General features: G+C 44.0%; 21 protein-coding genes. 14 read left to right on the top strand and 7 right to left on the bottom strand.

Annotation, left to right across the window (positions count from 1 at the left end):
• Positions 1 to 170: 170 nt before the first annotated feature.
• The 3 genes from SPUTW3181_RS06960 to SPUTW3181_RS06970 form a co-directional block, all read right to left on the bottom strand.
• Entirely contained in the window at positions 171 to 995 is an 825-nt protein-coding gene (locus tag SPUTW3181_RS06960) for a zinc-dependent peptidase (protein ID WP_011788688.1), read from the bottom strand.
• 99 nt (positions 996 to 1,094) lie between these two features.
• Positions 1,095 to 2,831, bottom strand: coding sequence for a GGDEF domain-containing protein (locus tag SPUTW3181_RS06965; protein ID WP_011788689.1), 1,737 nt, complete (start codon positions 2,829 to 2,831; stop codon positions 1,095 to 1,097).
• Positions 2,828 to 4,234, bottom strand: coding sequence for an ABC transporter substrate-binding protein (locus tag SPUTW3181_RS06970; RefSeq protein ID WP_011788690.1), 1,407 nt, complete (start codon positions 4,232 to 4,234; stop codon positions 2,828 to 2,830). Before SPUTW3181_RS06970 ends, SPUTW3181_RS06965 begins: the two co-directional genes overlap by 4 nt.
• Positions 4,235 to 4,567: 333 nt before the next feature.
• Between SPUTW3181_RS06970 and SPUTW3181_RS06975 the strand changes: the two genes are divergently transcribed.
• The 5 genes from SPUTW3181_RS06975 to SPUTW3181_RS06995 all read left to right on the top strand — a co-directional run bounded on the left by SPUTW3181_RS06975 (position 4,568) and on the right by SPUTW3181_RS06995 (position 7,098).
• Positions 4,568 to 5,026, top strand: coding sequence for a GNAT family N-acetyltransferase (locus SPUTW3181_RS06975; protein WP_011788691.1), 459 nt, complete (start codon positions 4,568 to 4,570; stop codon positions 5,024 to 5,026).
• Positions 5,027 to 5,183: 157 nt separating this feature from the next.
• On the top strand, positions 5,184 to 5,393 hold the full coding sequence (locus tag SPUTW3181_RS06980; protein WP_011788692.1) for a DUF3820 family protein: 210 nt from the start codon (positions 5,184 to 5,186) through the stop codon (positions 5,391 to 5,393).
• A gap of 126 nt (positions 5,394 to 5,519) precedes the next feature.
• Complete coding sequence (locus tag SPUTW3181_RS06985; protein WP_011788693.1) at positions 5,520 to 5,822, top strand: hypothetical protein; 303 nt, start codon at positions 5,520 to 5,522, stop codon at positions 5,820 to 5,822.
• 169 nt (positions 5,823 to 5,991) lie between these two features.
• A complete protein-coding gene (locus SPUTW3181_RS06990) occupies positions 5,992 to 6,504 on the top strand; it encodes a GNAT family N-acetyltransferase (protein ID WP_011788694.1) in 513 nt (170 codons plus the stop codon).
• A 60-nt stretch (positions 6,505 to 6,564) separates the two neighbouring features.
• The gene (locus tag SPUTW3181_RS06995; protein ID WP_011788695.1) at positions 6,565 to 7,098 is read left to right on the top strand and encodes a GNAT family N-acetyltransferase; all 534 of its coding nucleotides are present in this window, start codon (positions 6,565 to 6,567) and stop codon (positions 7,096 to 7,098) included.
• Between the two features lie 129 nt (positions 7,099 to 7,227).
• Here SPUTW3181_RS06995 and SPUTW3181_RS07000 read toward each other — a convergent pair whose 3' ends face one another.
• Entirely contained in the window at positions 7,228 to 7,923 is a 696-nt protein-coding gene (locus SPUTW3181_RS07000) for a pirin family protein (protein WP_011788696.1), read from the bottom strand.
• Between the two features lie 11 nt (positions 7,924 to 7,934).
• Positions 7,935 to 8,378, bottom strand: a complete 444-nt coding sequence (locus tag SPUTW3181_RS07005) for a DoxX family protein (protein WP_011788697.1) — start codon at positions 8,376 to 8,378, stop codon at positions 7,935 to 7,937.
• Positions 8,379 to 8,544: 166 nt separating this feature from the next.
• On the opposite strand from SPUTW3181_RS07005, the gene SPUTW3181_RS07010 reads away from it, so the two are divergent.
• Complete coding sequence (locus tag SPUTW3181_RS07010; RefSeq protein ID WP_011788698.1) at positions 8,545 to 9,438, top strand: LysR substrate-binding domain-containing protein; 894 nt, start codon at positions 8,545 to 8,547, stop codon at positions 9,436 to 9,438.
• Between the two features lie 29 nt (positions 9,439 to 9,467).
• On the opposite strand, the gene SPUTW3181_RS07015 is transcribed toward SPUTW3181_RS07010, so the two are convergent.
• Positions 9,468 to 11,213, bottom strand: coding sequence for a bifunctional metallophosphatase/5'-nucleotidase (locus tag SPUTW3181_RS07015; protein WP_011788699.1), 1,746 nt, complete (start codon positions 11,211 to 11,213; stop codon positions 9,468 to 9,470).
• Between the two features lie 139 nt (positions 11,214 to 11,352).
• Positions 11,353 to 12,444, bottom strand: coding sequence for a CNNM domain-containing protein (locus SPUTW3181_RS07020; RefSeq protein ID WP_011788700.1), 1,092 nt, complete (start codon positions 12,442 to 12,444; stop codon positions 11,353 to 11,355).
• A 144-nt stretch (positions 12,445 to 12,588) separates the two neighbouring features.
• Between SPUTW3181_RS07020 and SPUTW3181_RS07025 the strand changes: the two genes are divergently transcribed.
• The 8 genes from SPUTW3181_RS07025 to der all read left to right on the top strand — a co-directional run bounded on the left by SPUTW3181_RS07025 (position 12,589) and on the right by der (position 21,565).
• Positions 12,589 to 13,710, top strand: a complete 1,122-nt coding sequence (locus SPUTW3181_RS07025) for a bifunctional tRNA (adenosine(37)-C2)-methyltransferase TrmG/ribosomal RNA large subunit methyltransferase RlmN (protein WP_007646311.1) — start codon at positions 12,589 to 12,591, stop codon at positions 13,708 to 13,710.
• 32 nt (positions 13,711 to 13,742) lie between these two features.
• Positions 13,743 to 14,531, top strand: a complete 789-nt coding sequence (pilW, locus tag SPUTW3181_RS07030) for a type IV pilus biogenesis/stability protein PilW (protein WP_011788702.1) — start codon at positions 13,743 to 13,745, stop codon at positions 14,529 to 14,531.
• Positions 14,528 to 15,613 (top strand): RodZ domain-containing protein, encoded by a 1,086-nt coding sequence (locus SPUTW3181_RS07035; RefSeq protein ID WP_011788703.1) that lies wholly within the window; start codon positions 14,528 to 14,530, stop codon positions 15,611 to 15,613. Before pilW ends, SPUTW3181_RS07035 begins: the two co-directional genes overlap by 4 nt.
• A 49-nt stretch (positions 15,614 to 15,662) precedes the next feature.
• The gene (gene ispG, locus SPUTW3181_RS07040; protein WP_011788704.1) at positions 15,663 to 16,778 is read left to right on the top strand and encodes a flavodoxin-dependent (E)-4-hydroxy-3-methylbut-2-enyl-diphosphate synthase; all 1,116 of its coding nucleotides are present in this window, start codon (positions 15,663 to 15,665) and stop codon (positions 16,776 to 16,778) included.
• 130 nt (positions 16,779 to 16,908) lie between these two features.
• Positions 16,909 to 18,186, top strand: coding sequence for a histidine--tRNA ligase (hisS, locus tag SPUTW3181_RS07045; protein WP_011788705.1), 1,278 nt, complete (start codon positions 16,909 to 16,911; stop codon positions 18,184 to 18,186).
• Between the two features lie 13 nt (positions 18,187 to 18,199).
• Positions 18,200 to 18,820 carry a tetratricopeptide repeat protein gene (locus SPUTW3181_RS07050; protein WP_011788706.1) on the top strand — a complete coding sequence of 207 codons (621 nt, stop codon included), beginning with the start codon at positions 18,200 to 18,202 and terminating at the stop codon, positions 18,818 to 18,820.
• Positions 18,821 to 18,831: 11 nt separating this feature from the next.
• A complete protein-coding gene (bamB, locus tag SPUTW3181_RS07055) occupies positions 18,832 to 20,019 on the top strand; it encodes an outer membrane protein assembly factor BamB (RefSeq protein ID WP_011788707.1) in 1,188 nt (395 codons plus the stop codon).
• A 79-nt stretch (positions 20,020 to 20,098) separates the two neighbouring features.
• The gene (gene der, locus SPUTW3181_RS07060; RefSeq protein ID WP_011788708.1) at positions 20,099 to 21,565 is read left to right on the top strand and encodes a ribosome biogenesis GTPase Der; all 1,467 of its coding nucleotides are present in this window, start codon (positions 20,099 to 20,101) and stop codon (positions 21,563 to 21,565) included.
• Positions 21,566 to 21,618: the final 53 nt, after the last annotated feature.

A 21,618-nucleotide genomic window follows, 5' to 3' on the forward strand; every position in this document is an offset into this window, starting at 1 on the left:
GTTAGATGGGCAGAACGTTAGAAAAGCTGACCAAGGATGACGTTCTTCTCGCACTTCTAGGGCGTTGGTGATGCAGGATAATGCTTCGACTTCTCGCAATGAGCTAATGTGTGCATTACCGTATGTTTGCCGTAGAAAATTCAAATTACAAGATGATTAATTTTGAGTCATCAGTGCCAGTTTATTGGGTCAAGTTGATAGAAATGGCTGATTTCGCGATAAAGATTTGGATACTGTTGATACAGTGCTTCGGGTTTTTCAAAAAAAACTTCAGTGATAACAGCAAAAAATTCAGCAGGGTTAGTGGCGCCATAATAATTAAATAGCGAAGGGCGTCCAAGTGCCGCTGACTCTTCTAATTCGGCAAAAGTTTGGCTTAGTACGGTTGACCAAGTCAGGTAGTCAGCACTGTGTTGCAAAATGGGGGCTCCATTAGCGTGCCCATCTTCTTGATCGAGTTGATGGGCAAATTCGTGGATCACGACATTGTTGCCATCATGGGGATTGGCAGCACCATCGAGTGTATTTTTCCATGAGAGGATGACTTTTCCCTGCTCCCATGATTCCCCAGCGAGTATATTGCGTTGTTCCCACACAACACCATTGGTGTCTTGTTGTTGATTACTCACGATAAAGGCATCAGGGTAAACCAAAATTTGTTTCAGTTTGGGATAAAAGTCTGTTTTCCGATTTAATAATAACAGACAGGCTTGGGCGGCAATGGTGACTTTAACTTCATCATTAATCTCTAATCCATCGCATCCGATAAAGCTTTTTTCATCGATGAATATTTGAATATGCCGCTTAAGCTGAAGTTGAAGATCGCTTGGTAGTGCATGAAAATAAGGCAATCTTTGCTTGAGGATTGCGCGCCACGCCTTAGGAAAGGGTTTGGCTATCACTTTACGTCTATGTAAGGCTTTGCGCCAACGACTCGAGAGCAGCCAAATGATAGCGCCAATGCCTAACATAAGAGTGAGTACAATAGCTAACATAGAGATCCTTTCACGTTGTGAGTATATTAGCAAATGGGGGTGAAAGGTTGAAAGTCAACTCCTTGGTTAAAATAAAACGGATTTTCCTATAAACATGCCTTAGTAATAACGCAATGGAATGTTAATAAGCGTTTCAGTGCGATTGCGCCCCGTGAGTTTTGCGTGATAGAGGGCTTCGTCGGCTCGCTTTATTAGGCTATTTGTATCGAGTGGCTCGGGAGGATGCCAACAGGTAATACCTGCACTGATAGTGACAATACCTGCATGGGGAGAGTCTTCATGGGGGATCTTAAGATCTATAATCGTTTCCCGTAAATGTTCTGCAATTTTGTATGCATCTTCAAGGTGCCTTGATGGAAGTAAGATCATAAATTCTTCTCCACCATAACGGGCAAGGGTATCTGTTGGTCGCTGCAATATGGACTTGGCGGCATTGACGATTTGCTTTAGGCACTGATCTCCTATCACATGTCCATATCGATCATTAAATTGTTTAAAGTTATCGATATCAAACATCACAATACTCAGTGGTACTTGATGGTCGTTAGCATATAGCAATTCTTTTTCAATCTGATTATCTAAATAACGGCGGTTATAACAGCCTGTTAACCCATCGGTTTCAGCCATGGCTTTGACTTGTGCGGCATAGGTTTTTAAGGTCGCGAGTGAATTCACCATTTGCTGAAGCTCAAGGTTATCCGTTATGGGCATTGGAGTATCAAGTTTTTCATTGGCGATGGCATCCATCGCATCGCGTGTGGCAATGACGGGTTTAATGATGCCCTTATCGATAAAGTGCCAGCTTGTGAGCCAGATAAAAAAACAGTACAAGACGCCACCACAAAAGATAAGCAGAACAAATGCCGTACTATGGTTTTTAAGATCACCTCCGGCTTTTTGGATTTCACTGCCTACTTGTTCGACAAGGGTTTGTGTAAATGTAGCAACCAACTGTGCAGCATTTGCTTGATAGGTTAAATGAGCATTAGCAATATTATTGCTTTTCAATGCATTACGCGATAGTTCAAATAAATTATCATCTCCAACAACATTTTGTTTTATTTGCGATAACCAATCTACATATATACTTTGATTTTTATCGAATGCGGCTAACACAGTTTCCATACTGATTAGATGGCGCATAGCCTCCCGTTGGAGTTGATTTAACGCGACAATATGTTCAGCATTTTTGACTTGGGTAAGTAATGTGAAAAGATGCTCTCCTTGATGAAGGTATTCAGATAGAAATTGATTTTCTTTAATATTATTTGAGATTGCATTGAGGTCTTTTTGGGTTATAAGTGGTGGGTAACTATTATGTATTTGTTTTAGTTGGACTTGCATCTTATCGCCAAAAGAGGATGCCAAACTGGTCAAGTTAGCTTGAATATTTCCTGCCTGTAACTTTGCTTGTAATGCATTATCAGTCAATGTGCTAAGTAGCGGTATTTGCTGCATATAATAAAGTTGAGTATCGATAATATTATTTATCGCTTGCTGTAATTGAGGGGAGGTTTCCAGCTTGGCGATTGTTCGAGAGCTATCAATAAGCAGCCCCCACTGTGTTGCGAGTTCACTTAAAAGCTGCAGACGTTGTAACTCATTATCATAGTGGTTGAGTCTGGTCGTGATGATTTGTAGCTTTTCAGTATCTTTAGCCAGTTCTAATGCAGTGCTGACTTTTACCACATCTTCAGTTACTAAATCTTCAATTTCGGTCCTTAATTGGTGGGAGAGTAAAAGCGCGATAATACCGTTAAATAGCGCCATGCCCACTATGATATAGAAGGCGAAGGTGATTTTATGTTTTAAACTTGTCAACCGTTTAGAGGTCATTTTTTATCTTTCTTGTCAATCGCAGGCACTTCCCCATAGGTATTTTGGAGATTTTTTATCTTAGTACTTAATTTGCTGAAAATATCAGTACTATCTGTCGTTTTATGGCTCGCGGCATAACATGCTTGAGTCAGTTCAGGGTAGATTTGCCCCATTGCTGTGGTCGTAAAGTGGCCAAAAGTTAATACCTTCGTTGACCAAAATAAATTTGCTATATGGCTGGCGTTGAATGCCCCTGCGATTTCTCTTAATGCTTCTTTATTAAATTCAGGGGCAGTGACAACATCCATACGACAGGGGTTACCTCCCCCAAGGGCATAGGCATACTGTGCTTCATAGGTTCCCATATATTTAAGGAGCCAATAGGCTGCTTGTGGGTTCTTGCTGTCATAGCTGACTGCAAAGGCATAGGCTCCGTTATAGGGGTGTCCTCCAGGAACCTGAGCGACCGCAAGGCGTGCGCCAGGGATATTTTTCTCAACACGAAAAGAGATTGGCCATAGGTTATTGTAAGCAAAGGGCCAGATAGCGGCTTGTCCTGTAGCAATGGCATTTGCGGCCTCATTAAAGGCAAATTGTTCATTTGCAGGCACTGAATATGCCATCAATTTGCGGTAAATCTCGGCAGTTCTTATAGCCTCATGATTAATCATTGGTACTTCAAAATGAGTAATTTTTTGTTGGTTATTAAATCGAGGCCACATCCAAGCTCCTCCTTGGCTCCAGAGTATGCTCGAAAACTCATCATTGATATGGGGTTTATTACCTGACATTAATGCAAGACCGTAAAAATCGTGCGATAAGGTTTTTCCCCCAAGTTCAGAACCTGCTTTGCGGGTAAAGAACATGGCTTGGTCGAGAAGTTCTTCAGGTGTTTTGGCGGGCGTTAATGGATAACCGAAACGTTCTAAAAAGCGAGCCTGCTCAGTGGGATGATTAAAAAGATCTTCACGGTAATGACTCCCCATTACATAGTTATTATAGGGAATGGCATGGATTTCGCCTGAATAAGATAAAATATTGAGCAGGGAGGGGTAATAAGGCTCAAGGTACCACTCCATCGCTTTTTCACCGTCGGGATCGTAAAGTTTTGCTAATTCTAAGAGGGGAACAGTATAACCATTCGATGCCCATTCTTTTGCCCATCCCGCTTCCATGGTGAGCAAATCATATGTTCCTTCGCCTTGTTTTAATGCCTGAGTTTGAAGGTTAAACATTAACTCAAGTTCAGTGCTGACCACTTTGACACTGACGCCCGTTTTTGCTGTAAATCTAGGTAGCATTTCTTGGGTGAGATAGTCCGTCCAAAATCCTTTTTCAGCCACGAGAGTGATAGGCGTTTTATTTGTCAGTGGTGGAATTTGAGCTAATGAAAATTCAGCCTTCAACGGCGTCACTAGCATCAATCCAAATCCAATGAGTGCTACATGAAGCTTTTTTAACAAAAAATGCCCCTTATTTTTATCGGTAATACTAACGAAACGATTTTTTATGCTTGTTGTATGTTAATGATAGGCGGGATAAAAATTTATGCGGGGGTTTTTGAGGGTTTTATAGCATAAAAAACGATAACCTAAAGATTTTAAAAAGTTGAAGGGAGTTGCGGCGTTTTTATCAGTCGAAAGTAGGTATAGAAATAGGTGTCAGTGTCATCAAACTGCCAAATAATCCCATTAATATCTCCATAGTATGCCGTCTAATCACCTTGATGTTTACCATTAGAGAAGGGATGCAAAATGGATATCAAAACTATTATGCCAATCGAATTTGAATTAGTTGAATCAGCGCCTTTATTCCATGAGTTACTCTATCTACGTGATGCCGTAGGACGGCCATCGATAGGGGTTGACCTCGCGGATCATCGGCAGTCCCAAGTATTGTACTGGGTTTCTGTACGGATTAAGGATGCCGTGGCGAAAATGCAGTCAAATGTGGTTGCAACAGCCTGTGTCTATCGAGATCGGCCTACGCATTTGGCCATTGAAGATTTTATTGTTCTTCCTGAATATCAACATTATGGGCTTGCAAAAATAGTCTTAGAACGGGTAATGACCTTTGTGGATGAGGAGGTTAATTCCGGTACTTGTGTGAGTATAAATGCCTATGGAGAAGATGAGCGCTTGTGTACTGAGTATGGTTTCGTGCATTCCCATTGTGCCAGTCTTGGTCCAAATTTATTGAAAATCTATGCCTAATGTAGGCATTCTCGGGAGTGTTTGTACTCCCCACGGTTTGGCGTGACTGCGTTATTTACTTTGCATTGTTAGTGATTTATGCAGGTATTTACTCAGTTTCTGATGTAGGATCTTGAGCCATAGATTACGTATGGAGCATTGTCTCTAAGGTGATAATATGGATCAGCAACAGCTTATCGATGCCGTTAACCAAACTATGCCTTTTGGTAAATATGCTGGACGAAAACTGTTAGAATTACCTGAGCCTTATCTTGTGTGGTTTCATAAACAGGGGTTTCCTCAAGGAAAGCTCGGAGAACAGTTAGCGTTGATGTACGAAATTAAGCTTAATGGCTTGGAAGGAATGTTAAAACCGCTATTGAAATGAGTTCCCTCCCACGAGATAAAAATCATACTTTTGCGATAGGTGTTGTATTTCGTGATAGAGATTGGCGATTTATTGCTTTTGACATGCTTTAATGAAGCATATTAGCAAAACAAAAGGAACGTAGGCATGATGGCAAAATTAGTAAAATTAGCAGCAGTAGCAACCTTAGCCTTAGGTATGTCAAGTGCTTGGGCACAGGGCGTAACCCATGAAGGAACTGTTGTTGATACAATGAACGGCGGTGGTTACACCTATGTTCAGATTAAAGAGGCAGATCAGACTTTTTGGGCTGCAGGTCCTCAAACTGAAGTTAACAAAGGTGATAAAGTGGCCGTTGTTGAACAAATGTGGATGAACGAGTTCACCAGTAAAACATTAAATCGTACCTTCGATAAGTTGCTTTTTGTTGGACAAATCGAAAAGAAATAATCGCGTTAATATTGCCATTGGCGAACGCCAGTTATTAAACGGCCTCGAAAATTTCGAGGCCGTTTTGTTTTCAGTGGCGTATTCCCTGCTTATTTAGAGTGCGCTAATGCTGTCGGTAATCTAAAAAATGCGGCAGAATAATCGTTGATTAATTTGGAGCTTGAAATCAATGGTGACTCTTGTTCGACAAGTGGAAATCCAACCTTACCAACCTAAATATGCTCAAGCAGTCAGTGAGCTATTTCACTTGTGTGTCCACAACATTGAGCATGAACGCTATTCGCAAGCGCAGCTTAATGCTTGGTCTAAAGCGCCAAGATCGGCTAAACATTGGCATTTGCGTTTAAGTCGTTCCCAAGCTTGGATTATTTTGGTGACATCGACCGAGAGCTTATCTAAGATTTGTGTTGGTTTTATCAACGTTGAAACCGATTATTACCATCGTGGTTATATTGATAGCTTCTATATTCACCCCGATTGGCAGCGCCAAGGGGTGGGTGGGCGTGTTTATTGTGAGTTAGAACAGTGGGCTAGAGGGCAGGGATATGCCAGCTTAAGTGTTGATGCCTCTTATTTATCTAAGAGGTTGTTTACCCAATTGGGATTTGTCCAAATCCAACGTAACTATCAACAAAAACTGGGGCAAGTGCTCACCAGTTTTTATATGACCAAAAAACTGTAACTGAATGGGATTAGTCTCCCTTTTGTCAATTGACCCTCATTTTCCAGAGGAGTGAACACTATGCAGATACGCTTATTCTCCCCTAAGGATGTTTCACAAATAGCCTCCGTGTTTAATGCCAGTGTCATGGAAGGCGCACAGGAATATTACTCATTGACCGAACGTTTAGCTTGGGCACAAAATCAAGGTGAAGCCCGTAGCGATGATTACTGGCTTGCTAAGCTTGAAGATACAACCACTTGGGTGGCAGAGCTGAATGATAAATTAGTGGGTTTTATCACCTTGAAACCTTGTCCTATAGTTGAACTCGATGTGCAAGTTGGTGAGGTGGATTGTTTATTTGTTCACCCTGAATATAGTCGAGCAGGTGTTGCCACTCTGCTATATCTGGCATTGTTTGAAGAAGTCAAAAAACGAGAATTTAAGCGTTTGACCGTCGAAGCCTCATATCAAGCTCGGCCATTTTTTGAAAAGCATGGATTTAACTGTATTCGCCGTAATGAGCTGCGTCGATATTTAACTCCAGAGGATAAGCTACAGGATAAAGCACAGATATTGGTGAACTTTAGTTTGATGCTTTCACTTTCTCACTGATGTGGCATTTATTCACTAAGACTTTACTTGGTTAATGGCTTTTGATGCTATCCCATTTGGGCAATAAAAAAACCGCCAATTTACATATAGGCGGTTTTTTGTATTGAGTCCGACTAAGGCAATCTGACATTAAGCTAAGTCAAATACGAGGGCAGTTACTGTCCCTTGCAATGCCGTAAATGTCAGTGTATCCAGTTCTGTGATGTGGGCACCATCCCCAGGATTTAACAGAGTGCCATTGATACTCAATTGTCCTTCAACTAATTGTACATAGAGATTACGGTTCGTTTGCACTTGCTCCATCGTCACTTGCTCGGCAGGGGCAAGCTGTAGTCGATAGAGTGTTGCATCTTGTTGTACTTTCAGTGTGCCATTTTCACCTGTTGGAGTAACTATTGGCGTAAGCGCCGAAGTTTGAACAAACGCTTTTTGTTGGTAGCCCGCATCAATCCCTAAGGTATCTGGCTGGATCCAAATTTGTAAAAAGTGTAATGGTTCAGTGTTTGAAGCATTGAATTCGCTGTGATAAATCCCTTTACCCGCAGACATCAATTGAAACTCTCCTGCTGGCAAGGTTTTGATATTTCCAAAACTATCTTTGTGGGCGATAGCGCCAGATATCACATAACTGATAATTTCCATGTCTTTATGACCATGGGTATCAAAACCTGCACCGGGCACCACTCTATCATCGTTGATGACTCTTAGGGATGAGATCCCCATATGTGCGGGATCATAATAGCTAGAAAAAGAGAAAGTATGTTGACTCTTTAGCCAGCCTAAGTCTGCTTGACCACGATCCTGTGCTTTTCTTAGTGTGATCATACTATATCCCCTTATTTGATGCGGTTGGCCAATAAGTTGTCTAGCGATAATTTACCAGCACCTGAAATCGCAAGAGAGACAGTTGCTGCTAATAGGGCTAAGCCAAACTCATAACCGTTATTGGCAAGGAACAGGCCATTACCTATATGCACTGAAAAAATCGCGACAACCATAGTGAATGACAATACAAGGGCCGTTGGTCGGGTTAGTAGGCCGAGTAACAGGAATAGGCCGCCGAAGAATTCACTTGAACCTGCCATGAGTGCCATTAAATAGCCTGGTGTTAGACCAATTGATGCCATCCACTGCCCAGTGCCTTCTAAGCCGTAGCCGCCAAACCAGCCAAACAATTTTTGAGCACCGTGGGCGATTAAGATGATCCCTATCGGAATACGCAGGGCCAGTGGTGCAAAGCTAGGAGCTGATGTCAGTGTTTTTACGATGAGTGCTTTCATGGGATATTCCTTATTTCAAATTTTTTAACTAAGTGAGTTAATCGTATTGTTAGGTGGATGTTCTCTTTGAACCTCTCCATTGCTAAACAGTTTAGACTTGACCTTAGGCAAAGAAAATCGGAACATTTTCAATATTAATTTCAAATAATTTGAACAAGAGGCGCTTATGTTGCCAGCCATTAGCCTTGATGGATTAATTGTGCTCGATGCGATTGATAAAAAAGGGAGTTTTTCAGCCGCGGCAGAATCGTTATTTCGAGTACCTTCTGCCTTAACCTATACAGTACAGAAACTTGAAGGCGATTTAGGTGTAAAACTATTTGAACGTAAGGGACAAAGAGCTGAACTGACACTAGTCGGTCAATTAGTATTGCGTCAAGGTCGGGAGATCCTTGCTGCCACATCAAGGCTTGAAGAGGCGGTACGCCAATTGGAAACGGGCTGGGAGTCTTCCTTAACCTTAGCGATAGATACTGTTGTACCGATTTCTCCTTTATTGCAGCTTATTGGTGAGTTTACGGAGTTGGGTAAACAAGTCACGGTAAATATTAGTGAAGAGTCCTTAGGTGGAGGTTGGGACGCGCTCTATTCAGGGCGAGCTGATATTGCTATCGGCGTTACTGGGGAACTGCCAAAAGGACAATATCATTTGGTTGAAATTGGCCATCTTGAGTTTGTATTTGCACTTAATCCAACCCATCCCTTGGCTTTGTATAAGTTGCCGATACCGACTGAGGCGCTGTTACAGTTTCCATCTATAGTGGTTGCGGATAGTTCTATGGCATTAGCACAGCGTTCAAGTGGTTTATTCGATAGTCGACAAGTGATTCGAGTACCCAATATGCAAACTAAGATTAAAGCGCAGCAATTAGGCTTAGGCGTCGGATATATTCCTGCGCACCTTATTACTAAAGAACTGGCATCGGGTGATTTGATTGCCTGTGCAGTCGAGATCCCCCGCCCCGCACAGAAGGTATTTTTGGCATGGCGCAAGGGCAATCAAGGTAAGGCGCAAGCTTGGTTTGCCGAGCGGTTACCCCATTGTGAATGGCTGTTTTAATTTAATATGTCAGGTTAGACAGCTTAGTGCTATCCAGAACGTCTTAAATGGCTAGTGTAGTGAACATGTGGCGATAAAAAGTCCGCTAAATTAGGTGATCTATTTAAAAAGCGAATAAATGCTTGTGGCAGGGTGAGGGATCCCATTGACTCCTGCCAGCGAGCCTGCAATAGAGGGTGATAACCTTCTTTACCTGCAGCCGTATATGAGGTGGATACACCAACATACAAAGACTCGGGTTCGACGGGATACCAAAGCTGTTGGCTATCTTGCTGCATCATTTCAAGTTTAAATAAACGCTCACCCAGTGGGCGTCTACCATCATAGTAATAACGTAAACCATAGGTATAAGGGAAACTACCTGCGCCAGTGCCTCGCACACTATTATTAGTGGCAGCATTAATGGCAGATTCGAGTGCTTGATAGAGGAACTGGCCTTGAATTTCATATTTCACTAGTGGTAATTCAAACGGCAACAATTGCCCCATCACGTCGGCGAGAGTGAGTCGACCTTGAGCAACGGATTGGCGAACACCCCCAGCATTATGCAGTGCAAAATGTACCCGAGGATCTTCAATTTTTGCTTCTTGAAACATACTGCGGCTTACCCAAGGGGCGATTTCGCTGCCATGGGGCAACGCTTTTGATGGTAAGCGAGTGTGAACTAGGTTCTTAGGGACTAGAGCAAGAACTTTATTTTCCATTTCGGCAATCGCAGGGCGATAAATAGCATTAATGACGTCTACGATATCTTCATCTGCGTCATCCCAATAAATATGGGGATGACGGCAGAGCTGTTGACGTACGGCTTGGTAATCGGCATCGCTCACACTTGTGCTAGCACTTAATATAAAGTGCTGATCGAGCATGAAATAGTTGCCACCCTCAAGCTGGATAAATTGGCCATTGGCGTCAAATTCGATCTGAGCTAAGCCTATGGTTTCTGCATATTTTCCAGCATGGACAATCGGCGTGCCATTGATAACTTCACCATAGGGAAGGTTACTTAAACCTAGATCGCGAAAATCCCCCTGCAAAGTGTGGGTGTGCCCACCCACAATAAGGCTGATCCCTGAAACTTGTTCAGCAAGGCGTTTATCTTGATCTAATCCTAAGTGACTCAGGACAACAATATGCTTAATCCCTTGGGTATGAAGATAAGCTACTGTTCTTGCTGTGGTGGCGATAGCGTCTACAAAATGGGTGTCAGGATCGGGGCGAGCAATTTCTTTCATTTGATCTAACGTAATGCCAATGATGGCCATTTTTTGATCATAAAAGGGTTTTAGGATATAGCTTGCCAATTGTTGTTCATGGTCATAGGCCAAGATATTCGGCTCGCCTCGTAAACAGCCTGGCTTATTTATATCTTCTTGGCTTAAATCCATATTGCCGGCAAGCAAAGGAAAATCGATTTGTTTGGCGAAATGAGCAAGCAGGGCATTGCCCTCATCAATATCGTGATTGCCGATAACCATCGCATCAGGTGCTAACAAATTGAGTAAATGGGCATTGGCTTTGCCTTTAAAATGGCTGAAGTACAATGTGCCTTGGAAGCTGTCACCACCGTGTAGAAAAATAAAAGGCGTATCGGTTTGTGCAGCGGCGTGACGTGCTTTTGTTATCTGATAGCCTATGCGCGCATAGCCGCCACTATGGCAGGTGACACCGAGCGGTTGTTGACCCACGGTAAGGGAAAATTGCACACGGCTGGGTTCAAAATTTGAATGTGTATCGTTGATGTGCGCGAGTGAGAGAATGTAGCCCTGTGTCATAACTTACCTCTTTTACGGCGGGAGAGTATATACCCAAGCGCCCCCCAAATGCGAGTATTGAAATGAGTTGGGTATTCTCTCTAAAACAATAAAGGGAGCTAAGCTCCCTTTGTATTAACAAGTGCTAAATGAAATGCTATTAACCCGATCTTGCCTCATCATCATCGGCAGCGGCTTCAAAATCACCGTCATCAGAAAGGCGAATACCTTTTTGTTTCATGCGTTTTGCCCATAACTTACGTGCCAGCTGTTGCATATCCGTAGCAGGATCATTCACATCCACAATCTCTAGACCTAACATAGACTCGATGATGTCTTCTTGTGTCACAATACCTTGGCTACTGCCATATTCATCAACCACCATAGCTATTTGCGTATTACGCTTAATCATTCGCTCAAATAATGGCAGAATTTTGGCGGTTTCTGGTACAACAAAGAGACTACGTTTTAGCTCACCAATTGGAGCATCTGGTGTGTAACGCTCGGCTAGCAGCACATCGGTACGAGTGATATAACCAATAATATCATCGTGATCCTGATCGTATATTGGAATGCGGGTAAAAGGTTTATCACGGTACTCTCGAACAAACTCATTTTGAGTGAGATCAACGGGCAGTGAAAACATCACAGTACGCGGTGTCATAATAGCAGTGACGGGCATATCTCGTACTTTTAGCATTTGAGTCAAAATTTTTGACTCTTGCTCATCAAGTTCGCCAGATTCCTGACCAATTTTAGCCATCGCGCTCATCTCTTGGCGAATATATTGCCCTTCTTCGCCTTTACCTAAAAAGTGAGTAACTTTTTGTGACAACCAAATCAATGGTTTAGTCACCTTTTTCATCCAAGTGATCGCAATAGAAACGCTTGGTGCAAGGCGTCGCCAATGGTTTGCTCCCACAGATTTAGGAATAATTTCTGAGAAAAACAGAATAATAAAAGTTAATACGCCAGAGAAAACACCCAGCATTTCATCCCCAAACACTTTTGCAGCCTGTGCACCAGCCACCGCAGCACCGACAGTATGGGCAACAGTATTTAAGGTGAGAATAGATACTAAAGGAGCTTCGACATTGTCTTTGAGCTTACGTAATCTCGCGGCGGCAGCACTGTCGGTTTGCTCAAGTGAGGCGATATAACTCGGGGTAACCGAAAGCAAAACAGCTTCGAAGACACTACACAGAAAAGAGACCGCGACAGCGACAAGCACTATAATGATGAGGGTTAACATATAGGTGGTATTACAACTCCGTATTTTAGGCCAACATTAGCCCAGCGAGATTCTATCATAGTAGAGTTGTGTCGCTGGCTAAAAATTTATTGCATCTGTATAATTCGCCGCCCTGTTGCAGGTTTTGGTGTTGAGGTGAGTGGTATGAGTGAAAAAAAGATCAATTTATTAGACCTTGATCGTAAGGCTATGCGCGCATTATTTGCGGATCTAGGGGAAAAGCCCTTTCGTGCCGATCAACTCATGAAGTGGATTTATCATTTCGGTGTCAGCGACTTCGAAGAAATGACGAATATCAATAAAGTGTTGCGTCAAAAATTGGCTGCACGCTGTGAAATTGTAGCGCCTGAAATTTCCAGTTTCCAAAAGTCCACCGACGGGACAATTAAGTTTGCGATACATGTTGGTGAAGGGCAGGAAGTTGAAACTGTCTATATTCCAGAAGATGACCGTGCGACTTTGTGTGTATCATCTCAGGTGGGATGTGCGCTTGAATGTACGTTTTGCTCAACGGCTCAACAAGGTTTTAACCGTAATTTGACCGTATCTGAAATTGTCGGTCAAATCTGGCGGGTTTCACATTTCTTAGGTTTTGCAAAGGATACTGGCGATCGTCCGATCACCAATGTGGTGATGATGGGTATGGGTGAGCCACTGCTTAATTTAGCCAACGTTATCCCCGCAATGGATATTATGCTGGACGATTTTGGGTTTAGCTTATCAAAACGCCGGGTAACCCTGTCAACTTCTGGTGTTGTGCCAGCCCTTGATAAACTTGGTGATGCCCTTGATGTGGCATTGGCCGTGAGCATTCACGCTCCTAATGATGAGTTACGGGATATTTTAGTCCCAGTGAATAAAAAGTATCCATTGCAGGAGTTCCTTGCAGGGATCCGTCGTTATATTGCGAAATCAAATGCAAACCGTGGCCGTGTAACCGTTGAATATGTGATGCTCGATCATATCAACGACAGCACTGAGCAAGCTCACGAGTTAGCAAAACTAATGAAAGATACGCCTTGTAAAGTGAATTTAATTCCTTTTAATCCGTATCCTGGTTCACCCTATGGTCGTTCATCGAACTCGCGTATTGATCGTTTTTCGAAAGTATTAATGGAATATGGCTTAACGGTGATAGTACGTAAGACCCGCGGTGACGATATTGATGCTGCCTGCGGTCAGTTAGCGGGGGATATTCGCGATAGAACTAAGCGTTTGGCAAAAAAACGCATGCAAGAAAATCAGATTTCAGTCACAATGAATTAACTCATTGTTTGCACAGATTTATAGGCTTGCCCATGAAGCATGGATTGTCAGGGTTTTCATTAGCAATCACCTTGTCATTAGTCATGACAGGGTGTGTCACTGAGCGTACATACACAGGAACAGATATCCCTGTATCAGAGCGAAAATTAGATAGAGTCGCCGCGGCACGGGAGCGAATGCAGCTCGGTTTAACCTATTTGAATCGAGGTAACTCGGAACAAGCCAAATATAACCTTGATAAAGCAATAGAATACGCGCCAGAACTTGAAGATGTTCATGTTGCAATGGCCTATTACTATCAAACCGTGGGTGATCTTGTACGTACCGAACAAGCGTATCAGAAAGCCATTAGTACTAAGGACGCCTCTGGCGATTCCATGAATAATTTTGGGGTGTTTTTGTGCCAGCAAAAGCAATACGAAAAAGCTGAAAAAATGTTTTTGGCCGCAATAGAAATGCCCAAATATACGCGCACCGCTTCGAGCTATGAAAATTTAGGTTTATGTAGCCGAGAGTCGGGAAAAGCAGAAAAGGCACGACAGTATTTTCAGATGGCGTTAAAGTATGACCCGAGACGTTCGGTGTCATTGCTGGAGCTTGCTGAGCTTGAGACTGAACAGGGTGATTTTATTCAAGCGCGTAATCAATTAGCGCGATATCACCAAGTGGCAGCTCAGACTCCAGAGAGTTTAGCGCTCGGAATAAAAATAGAGCAGGCAATGAATGATGATGCTGCCGTTAAGAAATTTGGTATTTTATTGCTTGCCAAATTTCCAGCATCACCTCAGGCCAAGCAATACAGAGTTAATTTGCATCAATGAAAGATCACGAAACCAACGCGTCAATTGAAGTTAACGAAACAGAAACCACGACGCCTGATGTAACGCTCGGAAATATTTTAAAAAATGCCCGTGAGGAAAAGGGATTCAGCATTGCCGATGCCGCAGTGAAATTGCATTTGCGTCCGGGTATTGTTGAAGACCTTGAAGCTGATAATTTTACCAATATAGCGTCACCCACCTATGTTCGTGGTTATGTGAAAAACTATGCACGCATGTTGGGTATTGACTATGCACCAATAGAGGCTTGCCTCGCTAAGCAAGTACCTTTAGTGACATCCCCCGCGATGCAAAGCTTTTCACGCAAAACAACCTATCAAGCGAGCGATACTAAATTAAAGTGGGTCAGCATATTTATTGTCATCGTATTACTCGGGTTGTTGGTTGTATGGTGGATGCAAAAATCGACGTTACTGACAACGGTCGATGTATCACAACCGACAATGGAAGAGGTTGCCGCAGCAAACCTCACGCTACCTGGCGATGTGTTGTTGACTGAAACGGATGTTAGCCAAGGGCTGACTGATATCGCAGTCAATGGATCAATGTCGATAGATGGTCCCATCAAGGATACGGATGCAAACACGATTGATCCAAATCCGATGGATACTGATGTATTAGAGTCTAATGCGTTAACGGCCGGAAATACTCATAGTGTCGCCAGTGGTAATGTTGGTGTGCCTGCGACTTCAAATCAAGCTGTGGTGGCTAATACTCCTCACACTAACAATGCCACAGGTAACATATCTACAGCCTCGTCTTCGGCGACCTTACCCGCGACGAATGCGCCTACAGCGCAAGGCACAATTGCCGTTGCTGGGCAGTCTAATCTTAATATTCAACTAGCAGGTGATTGCTGGATTAATATTGTTGATGCTCAGGGCAAAGTGTTAGTTGATGGTGTAAGAGGGGCAGGGGCAAATATCCAAGTGAACGGTACTGCACCGTTTAAAGTAATTTTAGGGGCCCCCCATGTAGCGACACTAAGTATGGATGGCCAAGCCGTAAGCCTAGCTGATTTTCCTAAAGGCCGAGTTGCTCGTTTAACGCTTCCTAAAGCGTAAGATTGACTAACAGGCGCAGCAGAACGTACCGAAATAGAGCGTATTAAGTATGTATAATGAAACTCCCATAAAAAGACGTCCTTCCACCCGCATTTATGTGGGTAATGTACCGATTGGTGATGGGGCGCCGATTGCCGTTCAGTCAATGACCAATACTAAGACTACCGATGTTGAGGCTACTATTGCTCAAATTCGCGCCTTAGAAAAAGTCGGTGCCGACATAGTGCGCGTTTCCGTACCGACTATGGATGCCGCTGAAGCCTTTAAAATCATAAAACAATCTGTAAATGTTCCCTTAGTGGCAGATATTCACTTTGATTATCGTATTGCCCTCAAAGTTGCTGAATACGGTGTCGATTGTTTACGCATCAACCCAGGTAACATAGGCAATGAAGAACGTATTCGCAGTGTGGTTGAGTGCGCCCGGGATAAAAATATCCCAATCCGTATTGGCGTCAATGGCGGTTCATTAGAAAAAGATTTGATGGACAAATACAAGGAGCCGACCCCCGAGGCATTGCTCGAATCGGCAATGCGCCATGTGGATATTTTAGATCGCATGAACTTCGACCAATTTAAGGTCAGTGTTAAGGCGTCGGATGTGTTCTTGGCGGTTGAGTCCTATCGTTTATTGGCAAAACAAATCCGCCAACCGCTGCATTTAGGCATTACCGAAGCGGGTGGCGCGCGCGCAGGCTCAGTAAAATCAGCCGTTGGCTTAGGCATGTTATTGGCCGAAGGTATTGGGGATACATTACGTATTTCCCTCGCTGCCGATCCCGTTGAAGAAATCAAAGTCGGTTTTGATATCTTAAAGTCGCTACGTATTCGTAGTCGCGGCATTAATTTTATTGCCTGTCCATCTTGCTCGCGCCAAGAGTTTGATGTGATCAGCACGGTGAATGAATTAGAGCGCCGCTTAGAAGATGTCACTACAGCGATGGATGTATCTATTATTGGCTGCGTAGTGAATGGCCCCGGTGAGGCTTTAGTGTCGCATATTGGTTTAACCGGTGGACACAATAAGAGTGGCTACTACGATGAGGGCGAACGTCAAAAAGAACGTTTTGATAATGACAATTTAGTCGATTCCCTCGAAGCCAAAATTCGTGCTAAGGCGAGCCAACTGGCAAACCGTATCCAAGTAAAAGATACAACCGAGTAAAATGTATGCATTGATGCCAGAGACTTTGAGGTGTGCCCCGAAACCGATGGGGCCATTTTACGTTTCGTCTTCAGGCGTCTATAATGCGGAACATTTTTATTAATCTAGCGAAATCGGACGAGTCGATACAGTGGCAAAACAGATCCAAGCGATTCGCGGAATGAATGACATTCTGCCAACCCAAAGTCCTCTATGGCAAAAAGTAGAAGCGGTACTTCGTTCAAGCGTCAGTGCTTATGGTTACAGCGAAATCCGCACTCCAATAGTGGAAAATACCGATCTTTTTAAACGCTCTATCGGTGAAGTGACTGATATTGTTGAAAAAGAAATGTACACTTTCGAAGATCGTAATGGCGATAGCCTGACCTTACGTCCCGAAGGTACCGCCTCTACTGTGCGTGCGGGTAATGAGCATGGTTTGCTCTATAACCAAGAACAGCGCTTGTGGTATATGGGGCCAATGTTCCGCCATGAACGTCCACAAAAGGGGCGTTACCGTCAATTCCACCAATTTGGTGTTGAAGTTTATGGTATTGGCAGCGCAGATATTGACGCCGAAGTGCTTATGTTATCGGCGCGTCTATGGGAAAAGCTGGGAATTAGCGAACATGTGACGCTTGAGCTTAATACCTTAGGTGATCCCGCTGAGCGTGCGGCTTACCGCGATGCCTTGATTGCTTTTTTAGAGCAGCATAAAGATAAGTTAGATGAAGACAGTCAACGCCGTATGTACAGCAATCCACTGCGCGTACTGGATTCTAAAGATCCTCAAGTTCAGGGGATTTTAACCGATGCGCCAGCGCTGATGGATTACTTAGGTGAAGAATCTTCACAACATTTTGCACAATTACGTGAACTCCTAGACGCCGTTGGCATCCAATACCGAGTTAATCCTCGCTTAGTCCGTGGTCTCGATTATTATAATCGCACTGTATTTGAATGGGTTACCAACAGCTTAGGCTCACAAGGCACGGTACTTGCGGGCGGACGCTATGATGGTTTAGTGGCGCAATTAGGCGGTAAAGATACCCCAGCGGTCGGTTTTGCGATGGGGCTTGAGCGTATTGTATTGCTGCTTGAAACCTTGGGCCTTACACAGGACATTCCCGCGGCAGTTGATGTGTATGTCACCGCCATGGGGGAGAATTGTCTTGTCGAAGCCATTAAAGTTGCACAGGAATTACGTAGTGCGCTGCCACACCTTAAAGTGATGAGTCACTGTGGTGGCGGTAACGTGAAGAAACAAATGAAGCGCGCCGACAAAAGCGGTGCGAGTGTGGCATTACTGATAGGTGAAGAAGAACTTGCCGAAGGTATGGTCACAGTGAAACATTTACGCAATGACAACGAACAACAACAGGTTGCTCGAAATGCCTTAAGTGCATTTTTAGCTGAACTTACCAAATAAAGGGGATGTGCGCGTGGAAATTTATAGCACAGAAGAACAACAAGTTGATGCTATCAAACAGTTCTGGAAAGATTATGGAACTTCCATTTTAATAGGTGCTGTCGTGGGCCTTGGTGGCCTATACGGTTGGAATTATTATTCCGATATGAAAGTGGCTAAAGCGGAGGAAGCGTCAAAAGCCTTTCAAGCATTGACGACCAAATCTGCCGATGAAGCCGCCATGCTAGCGGGTGTTGCTGAGTTTTCAAAAAATCACGATCAAAAAGGTTATCAAGCACTGTTGGATCTTATCGTTGCCAAAACGGCTGTAGAAGCAAAGGATTACCCTAAGGCTATCGATGCGTTGAACAAGGTTATTACGACCAAGCCAGGGGCCAGTTTAGATACAATTGCAACCTTACGCTTGGCCCGTATTCAGGCGGAGCTTGGTCAAATTGATGCCGGGTTAGCGACCTTAGAAAAAGTATCCGATAAAGCCTTTTTAGCTCAACGTGAAGAGTTAAAAGGTGACTTCCTTGTGCGTCAAGGTGACGTTGAGAAAGCAAAAACGGCTTATCAAACCGCCATGGATAACGGTGGTGTGGTAACAAGCCCGGCACTTAAAATCAAACTTGATAACCTAAATCAGGCATAAGGGATCCCTTGATGAAGTCTTGGTGCAAAAACCTGTTAGCCGCTGGATTGAGTCTAGCGATGTTATCCGCCTGTTCATCGAGTGATGTTGAAGAAGAGCCGGTAAGTGAGTTAACTGCAATTCAGGCAACGGTGTTCCCTGAAGTAAGTTGGAGCGCCTCTGTTGGTAGTGGTGTGGGAGATTATTATTCTCGCCTTATGCCGGCAGTTCGTTACGGTAAAATTTTTGCCGCAGACCGTTACGGTAAAGTCATTGCGTTTGATGAAGCTACGGGTGACCGTGTTTGGACTAAAGATTTTAGCGAAGAGTTTCGTGATAACGCCTTAGCTAAAAATAAAGGTGCTCGCATTGCCGCAGGTGTCACCGCTGCCCGTAATAAAGTCTTTGTGGGTGGTGAGAGTGGGCTGCTTGCAGCACTGAATATCGAAGATGGCCAAGTATTGTGGCATATCGTTGCGGGTGGTGAGCTTTTATCAAAGCCAACGGTTGCTGATGATGTGGTTGTGGTGAGTACGAGCTCCGGTTCACTCGAGGCTTTTAACGTCGATACTGGCGATAAGCTGTGGGTGTACAAGATGCAGTTGCCGAACCTGACGTTACGTGGCACAGGCTCTGCCGCCTATGAAGCGGGTGGTTTCTTTATTGGTACTGCCGATGGCAAAGTGGCTGTTGTGGTGAAAAACAATGGTCAAGCCGCGTGGGAACAAGCGATTTATAATCCAACGGGCGGTAACGAGTTTACGCGTATGGCCGACGTGGATATGACACCGCTTATTCTTGGTGATAATTTATATGCGGTTAGCTATAACGGTAACTTAGTGTCGATGGAATTGCGTACGGGTCGCATAGTATGGACACGTAAGTATTCAAGCTTTAACGAATTAGCATCAGCAGGATTAAGTTTGTTTTTAGTTGACGATCATAGTCGTATCTACTCAGTTGATAGACGAAATGGTTTAGAGCTATGGAGCAACTCTGAGTTAACAAATCGAACATTAACCTCGCCTGCAGTTTATAAAGATTATTTAGTTGTCGGTGATTTCGAAGGTTATCTACACTTTATTGATCGCAGTACAGGGACGATTGTCGGTCGTATTCAAGTCGATAGCTCTGGATTATACAGTCAGCCATTAGTGGTGGATGATAAAATCTATGTTCAAGGTCGCAGCGGAAAGCTGGCTGTTGTAACACTTCCGTAGTTAAAAGTGTTATCCTTGCAGAGCCCCTGGAAGTGTGTTCCGGGGGCTTTTTATTGAAAAGTTTTTTAGAGGCAAAATCATGATCCCTGTAGTGGCCCTTGTTGGTCGACCGAATGTCGGTAAATCCACCCTATTTAATCGTCTTACGCGTACGCGTGATGCGCTGGTTGCTGACTTTCCTGGCCTAACACGTGACCGTAAATATGGTCGAGCATTCTTATCCGGCTATGAGTTCATTGTGGTCGATACTGGCGGTATCGATGGCACTGAAGAGGGGATCGAGACAAAAATGGCAGAGCAATCCCTTGCTGCCATTGAAGAGGCCGATGTCGTTCTATTTATGACCGATGCGCGCGCGGGGTTAACCGCCGCTGACTTGTCGATTGCACAGCATCTGCGTAGCCGTGAAAAAACCACTTTCGTGGTTGCCAATAAAGTTGACGGTATCGATGCCGATTCGGCCTGTGCCGAGTTTTGGTCTTTAGGTTTGGGTGAAGTCTACCAAATGGCGGCATCTCAAGGACGCGGCGTCACCAACATGATCGAATACGCGCTGACACCTTATGCTGAAGCGATGGGCATTGAGCGTCAAGGTGAAGAAGAAGTCGTCGACGAACGCCAATACACTGAAGAAGAAGCTGAAGCTGAGCAAAAGCGTCTACAAGATTTGCCCATTAAGTTGGCGATTATCGGTAAGCCAAACGTAGGTAAGTCAACCCTCACTAACCGTATTTTGGGTGAAGAACGGGTCGTTGTGTACGATGAACCCGGCACAACGCGCGACAGTATTTACATTCCAATGGAACGTGAAGGTCGCGAGTACGTGATTATCGATACCGCGGGTGTTCGCCGCCGCAGTAAAGTGCATCAAGTTATTGAAAAGTTCTCAGTGATCAAGACTTTAAAAGCGGTTGAAGATGCCAACGTGGTTTTACTTATCATCGATGCCCGTGAAGGGGTTGCTGAACAAGATTTAGGTCTATTAGGTTTCGCGCTTAATGCAGGACGTGCCTTAGTGATTGCCGTCAACAAGTGGGATGGCATCGATCAAGGGATTAAAGATCGTGTGAAGAGTGAGCTTGACCGTCGTCTTGGGTTTATTGATTTTGCCCGTATTCACTTTATTTCGGCGCTGCACGGTACTGGTGTTGGCCATTTATTTGAATCGATTGAAGAAGCCTATGACAGTGCCACACGCCGCGTCAGCACTTCTATGCTGACCCGTATTATGCAAATGTCCCAGGACGATCACCAGCCACCATTAGTGAATGGCCGCCGTGTGAAGCTTAAATACGCTCACGTCGGTGGTTACAATCCGCCAATCGTGGTGATCCACGGGAACCAAGTGAGTAGACTGCCTGACTCGTACAAGCGTTACATGATGAACTACTTCCGTCGTTCATTGAAAGTGGTGGGTACGCCTATTCAGCTGCGTTTCCAAGAGGGTGATAACCCATTTGAAAACAAGACTGAGAAGTTAACCATGAGCCAAGAGCGTCGCCGCAAACGCGCACTGAGCCATATTAAAGACAGAAAAACCAAATAGTGTTTTTTACCGAACACATTTGAAACAAAAGGAACCTTAGGGTTCCTTTTGTG

Origin of the sequence: Shewanella sp. W3-18-1 (genome assembly GCF_000015185.1) — a bacterium.
Taxonomy (GTDB): Bacteria; Pseudomonadota; Gammaproteobacteria; order Enterobacterales; family Shewanellaceae; genus Shewanella; species Shewanella putrefaciens.

Excerpts from the sequence above, each read along its gene's own strand:
- SPUTW3181_RS06960 (WP_011788688.1), bottom strand. The coding sequence starts at position 995 with ATGTTAGCTATTGTACTCACTCTTATGTTAGGCATTGGCGCTATCATT.
- SPUTW3181_RS06965 (WP_011788689.1), bottom strand. The coding sequence starts at position 2,831 with ATGACCTCTAAACGGTTGACAAGTTTAAAACATAAAATCACCTTCGCC.
- SPUTW3181_RS06970 (WP_011788690.1), bottom strand. The coding sequence starts at position 4,234 with ATGCTAGTGACGCCGTTGAAGGCTGAATTTTCATTAGCTCAAATTCCA.
- SPUTW3181_RS06975 (WP_011788691.1), top strand. The coding sequence starts at position 4,568 with ATGGATATCAAAACTATTATGCCAATCGAATTTGAATTAGTTGAATCA.
- SPUTW3181_RS06980 (WP_011788692.1), top strand. The coding sequence starts at position 5,184 with ATGGATCAGCAACAGCTTATCGATGCCGTTAACCAAACTATGCCTTTT.
- SPUTW3181_RS06985 (WP_011788693.1), top strand. The coding sequence starts at position 5,520 with ATGATGGCAAAATTAGTAAAATTAGCAGCAGTAGCAACCTTAGCCTTA.
- SPUTW3181_RS06990 (WP_011788694.1), top strand. The coding sequence starts at position 5,992 with ATGGTGACTCTTGTTCGACAAGTGGAAATCCAACCTTACCAACCTAAA.
- SPUTW3181_RS06995 (WP_011788695.1), top strand. The coding sequence starts at position 6,565 with ATGCAGATACGCTTATTCTCCCCTAAGGATGTTTCACAAATAGCCTCC.
- SPUTW3181_RS07000 (WP_011788696.1), bottom strand. The coding sequence starts at position 7,923 with ATGATCACACTAAGAAAAGCACAGGATCGTGGTCAAGCAGACTTAGGC.
- SPUTW3181_RS07005 (WP_011788697.1), bottom strand. The coding sequence starts at position 8,378 with ATGAAAGCACTCATCGTAAAAACACTGACATCAGCTCCTAGCTTTGCA.
- SPUTW3181_RS07010 (WP_011788698.1), top strand. The coding sequence starts at position 8,545 with ATGTTGCCAGCCATTAGCCTTGATGGATTAATTGTGCTCGATGCGATT.
- SPUTW3181_RS07015 (WP_011788699.1), bottom strand. The coding sequence starts at position 11,213 with ATGACACAGGGCTACATTCTCTCACTCGCGCACATCAACGATACACAT.
- SPUTW3181_RS07020 (WP_011788700.1), bottom strand. The coding sequence starts at position 12,444 with ATGTTAACCCTCATCATTATAGTGCTTGTCGCTGTCGCGGTCTCTTTT.
- SPUTW3181_RS07025 (WP_007646311.1), top strand. The coding sequence starts at position 12,589 with ATGAGTGAAAAAAAGATCAATTTATTAGACCTTGATCGTAAGGCTATG.
- pilW (WP_011788702.1), top strand. The coding sequence starts at position 13,743 with ATGAAGCATGGATTGTCAGGGTTTTCATTAGCAATCACCTTGTCATTA.
- SPUTW3181_RS07035 (WP_011788703.1), top strand. The coding sequence starts at position 14,528 with ATGAAAGATCACGAAACCAACGCGTCAATTGAAGTTAACGAAACAGAA.
- ispG (WP_011788704.1), top strand. The coding sequence starts at position 15,663 with ATGTATAATGAAACTCCCATAAAAAGACGTCCTTCCACCCGCATTTAT.
- bamB (WP_011788707.1), top strand. The coding sequence starts at position 18,832 with ATGAAGTCTTGGTGCAAAAACCTGTTAGCCGCTGGATTGAGTCTAGCG.
- der (WP_011788708.1), top strand. The coding sequence starts at position 20,099 with ATGATCCCTGTAGTGGCCCTTGTTGGTCGACCGAATGTCGGTAAATCC.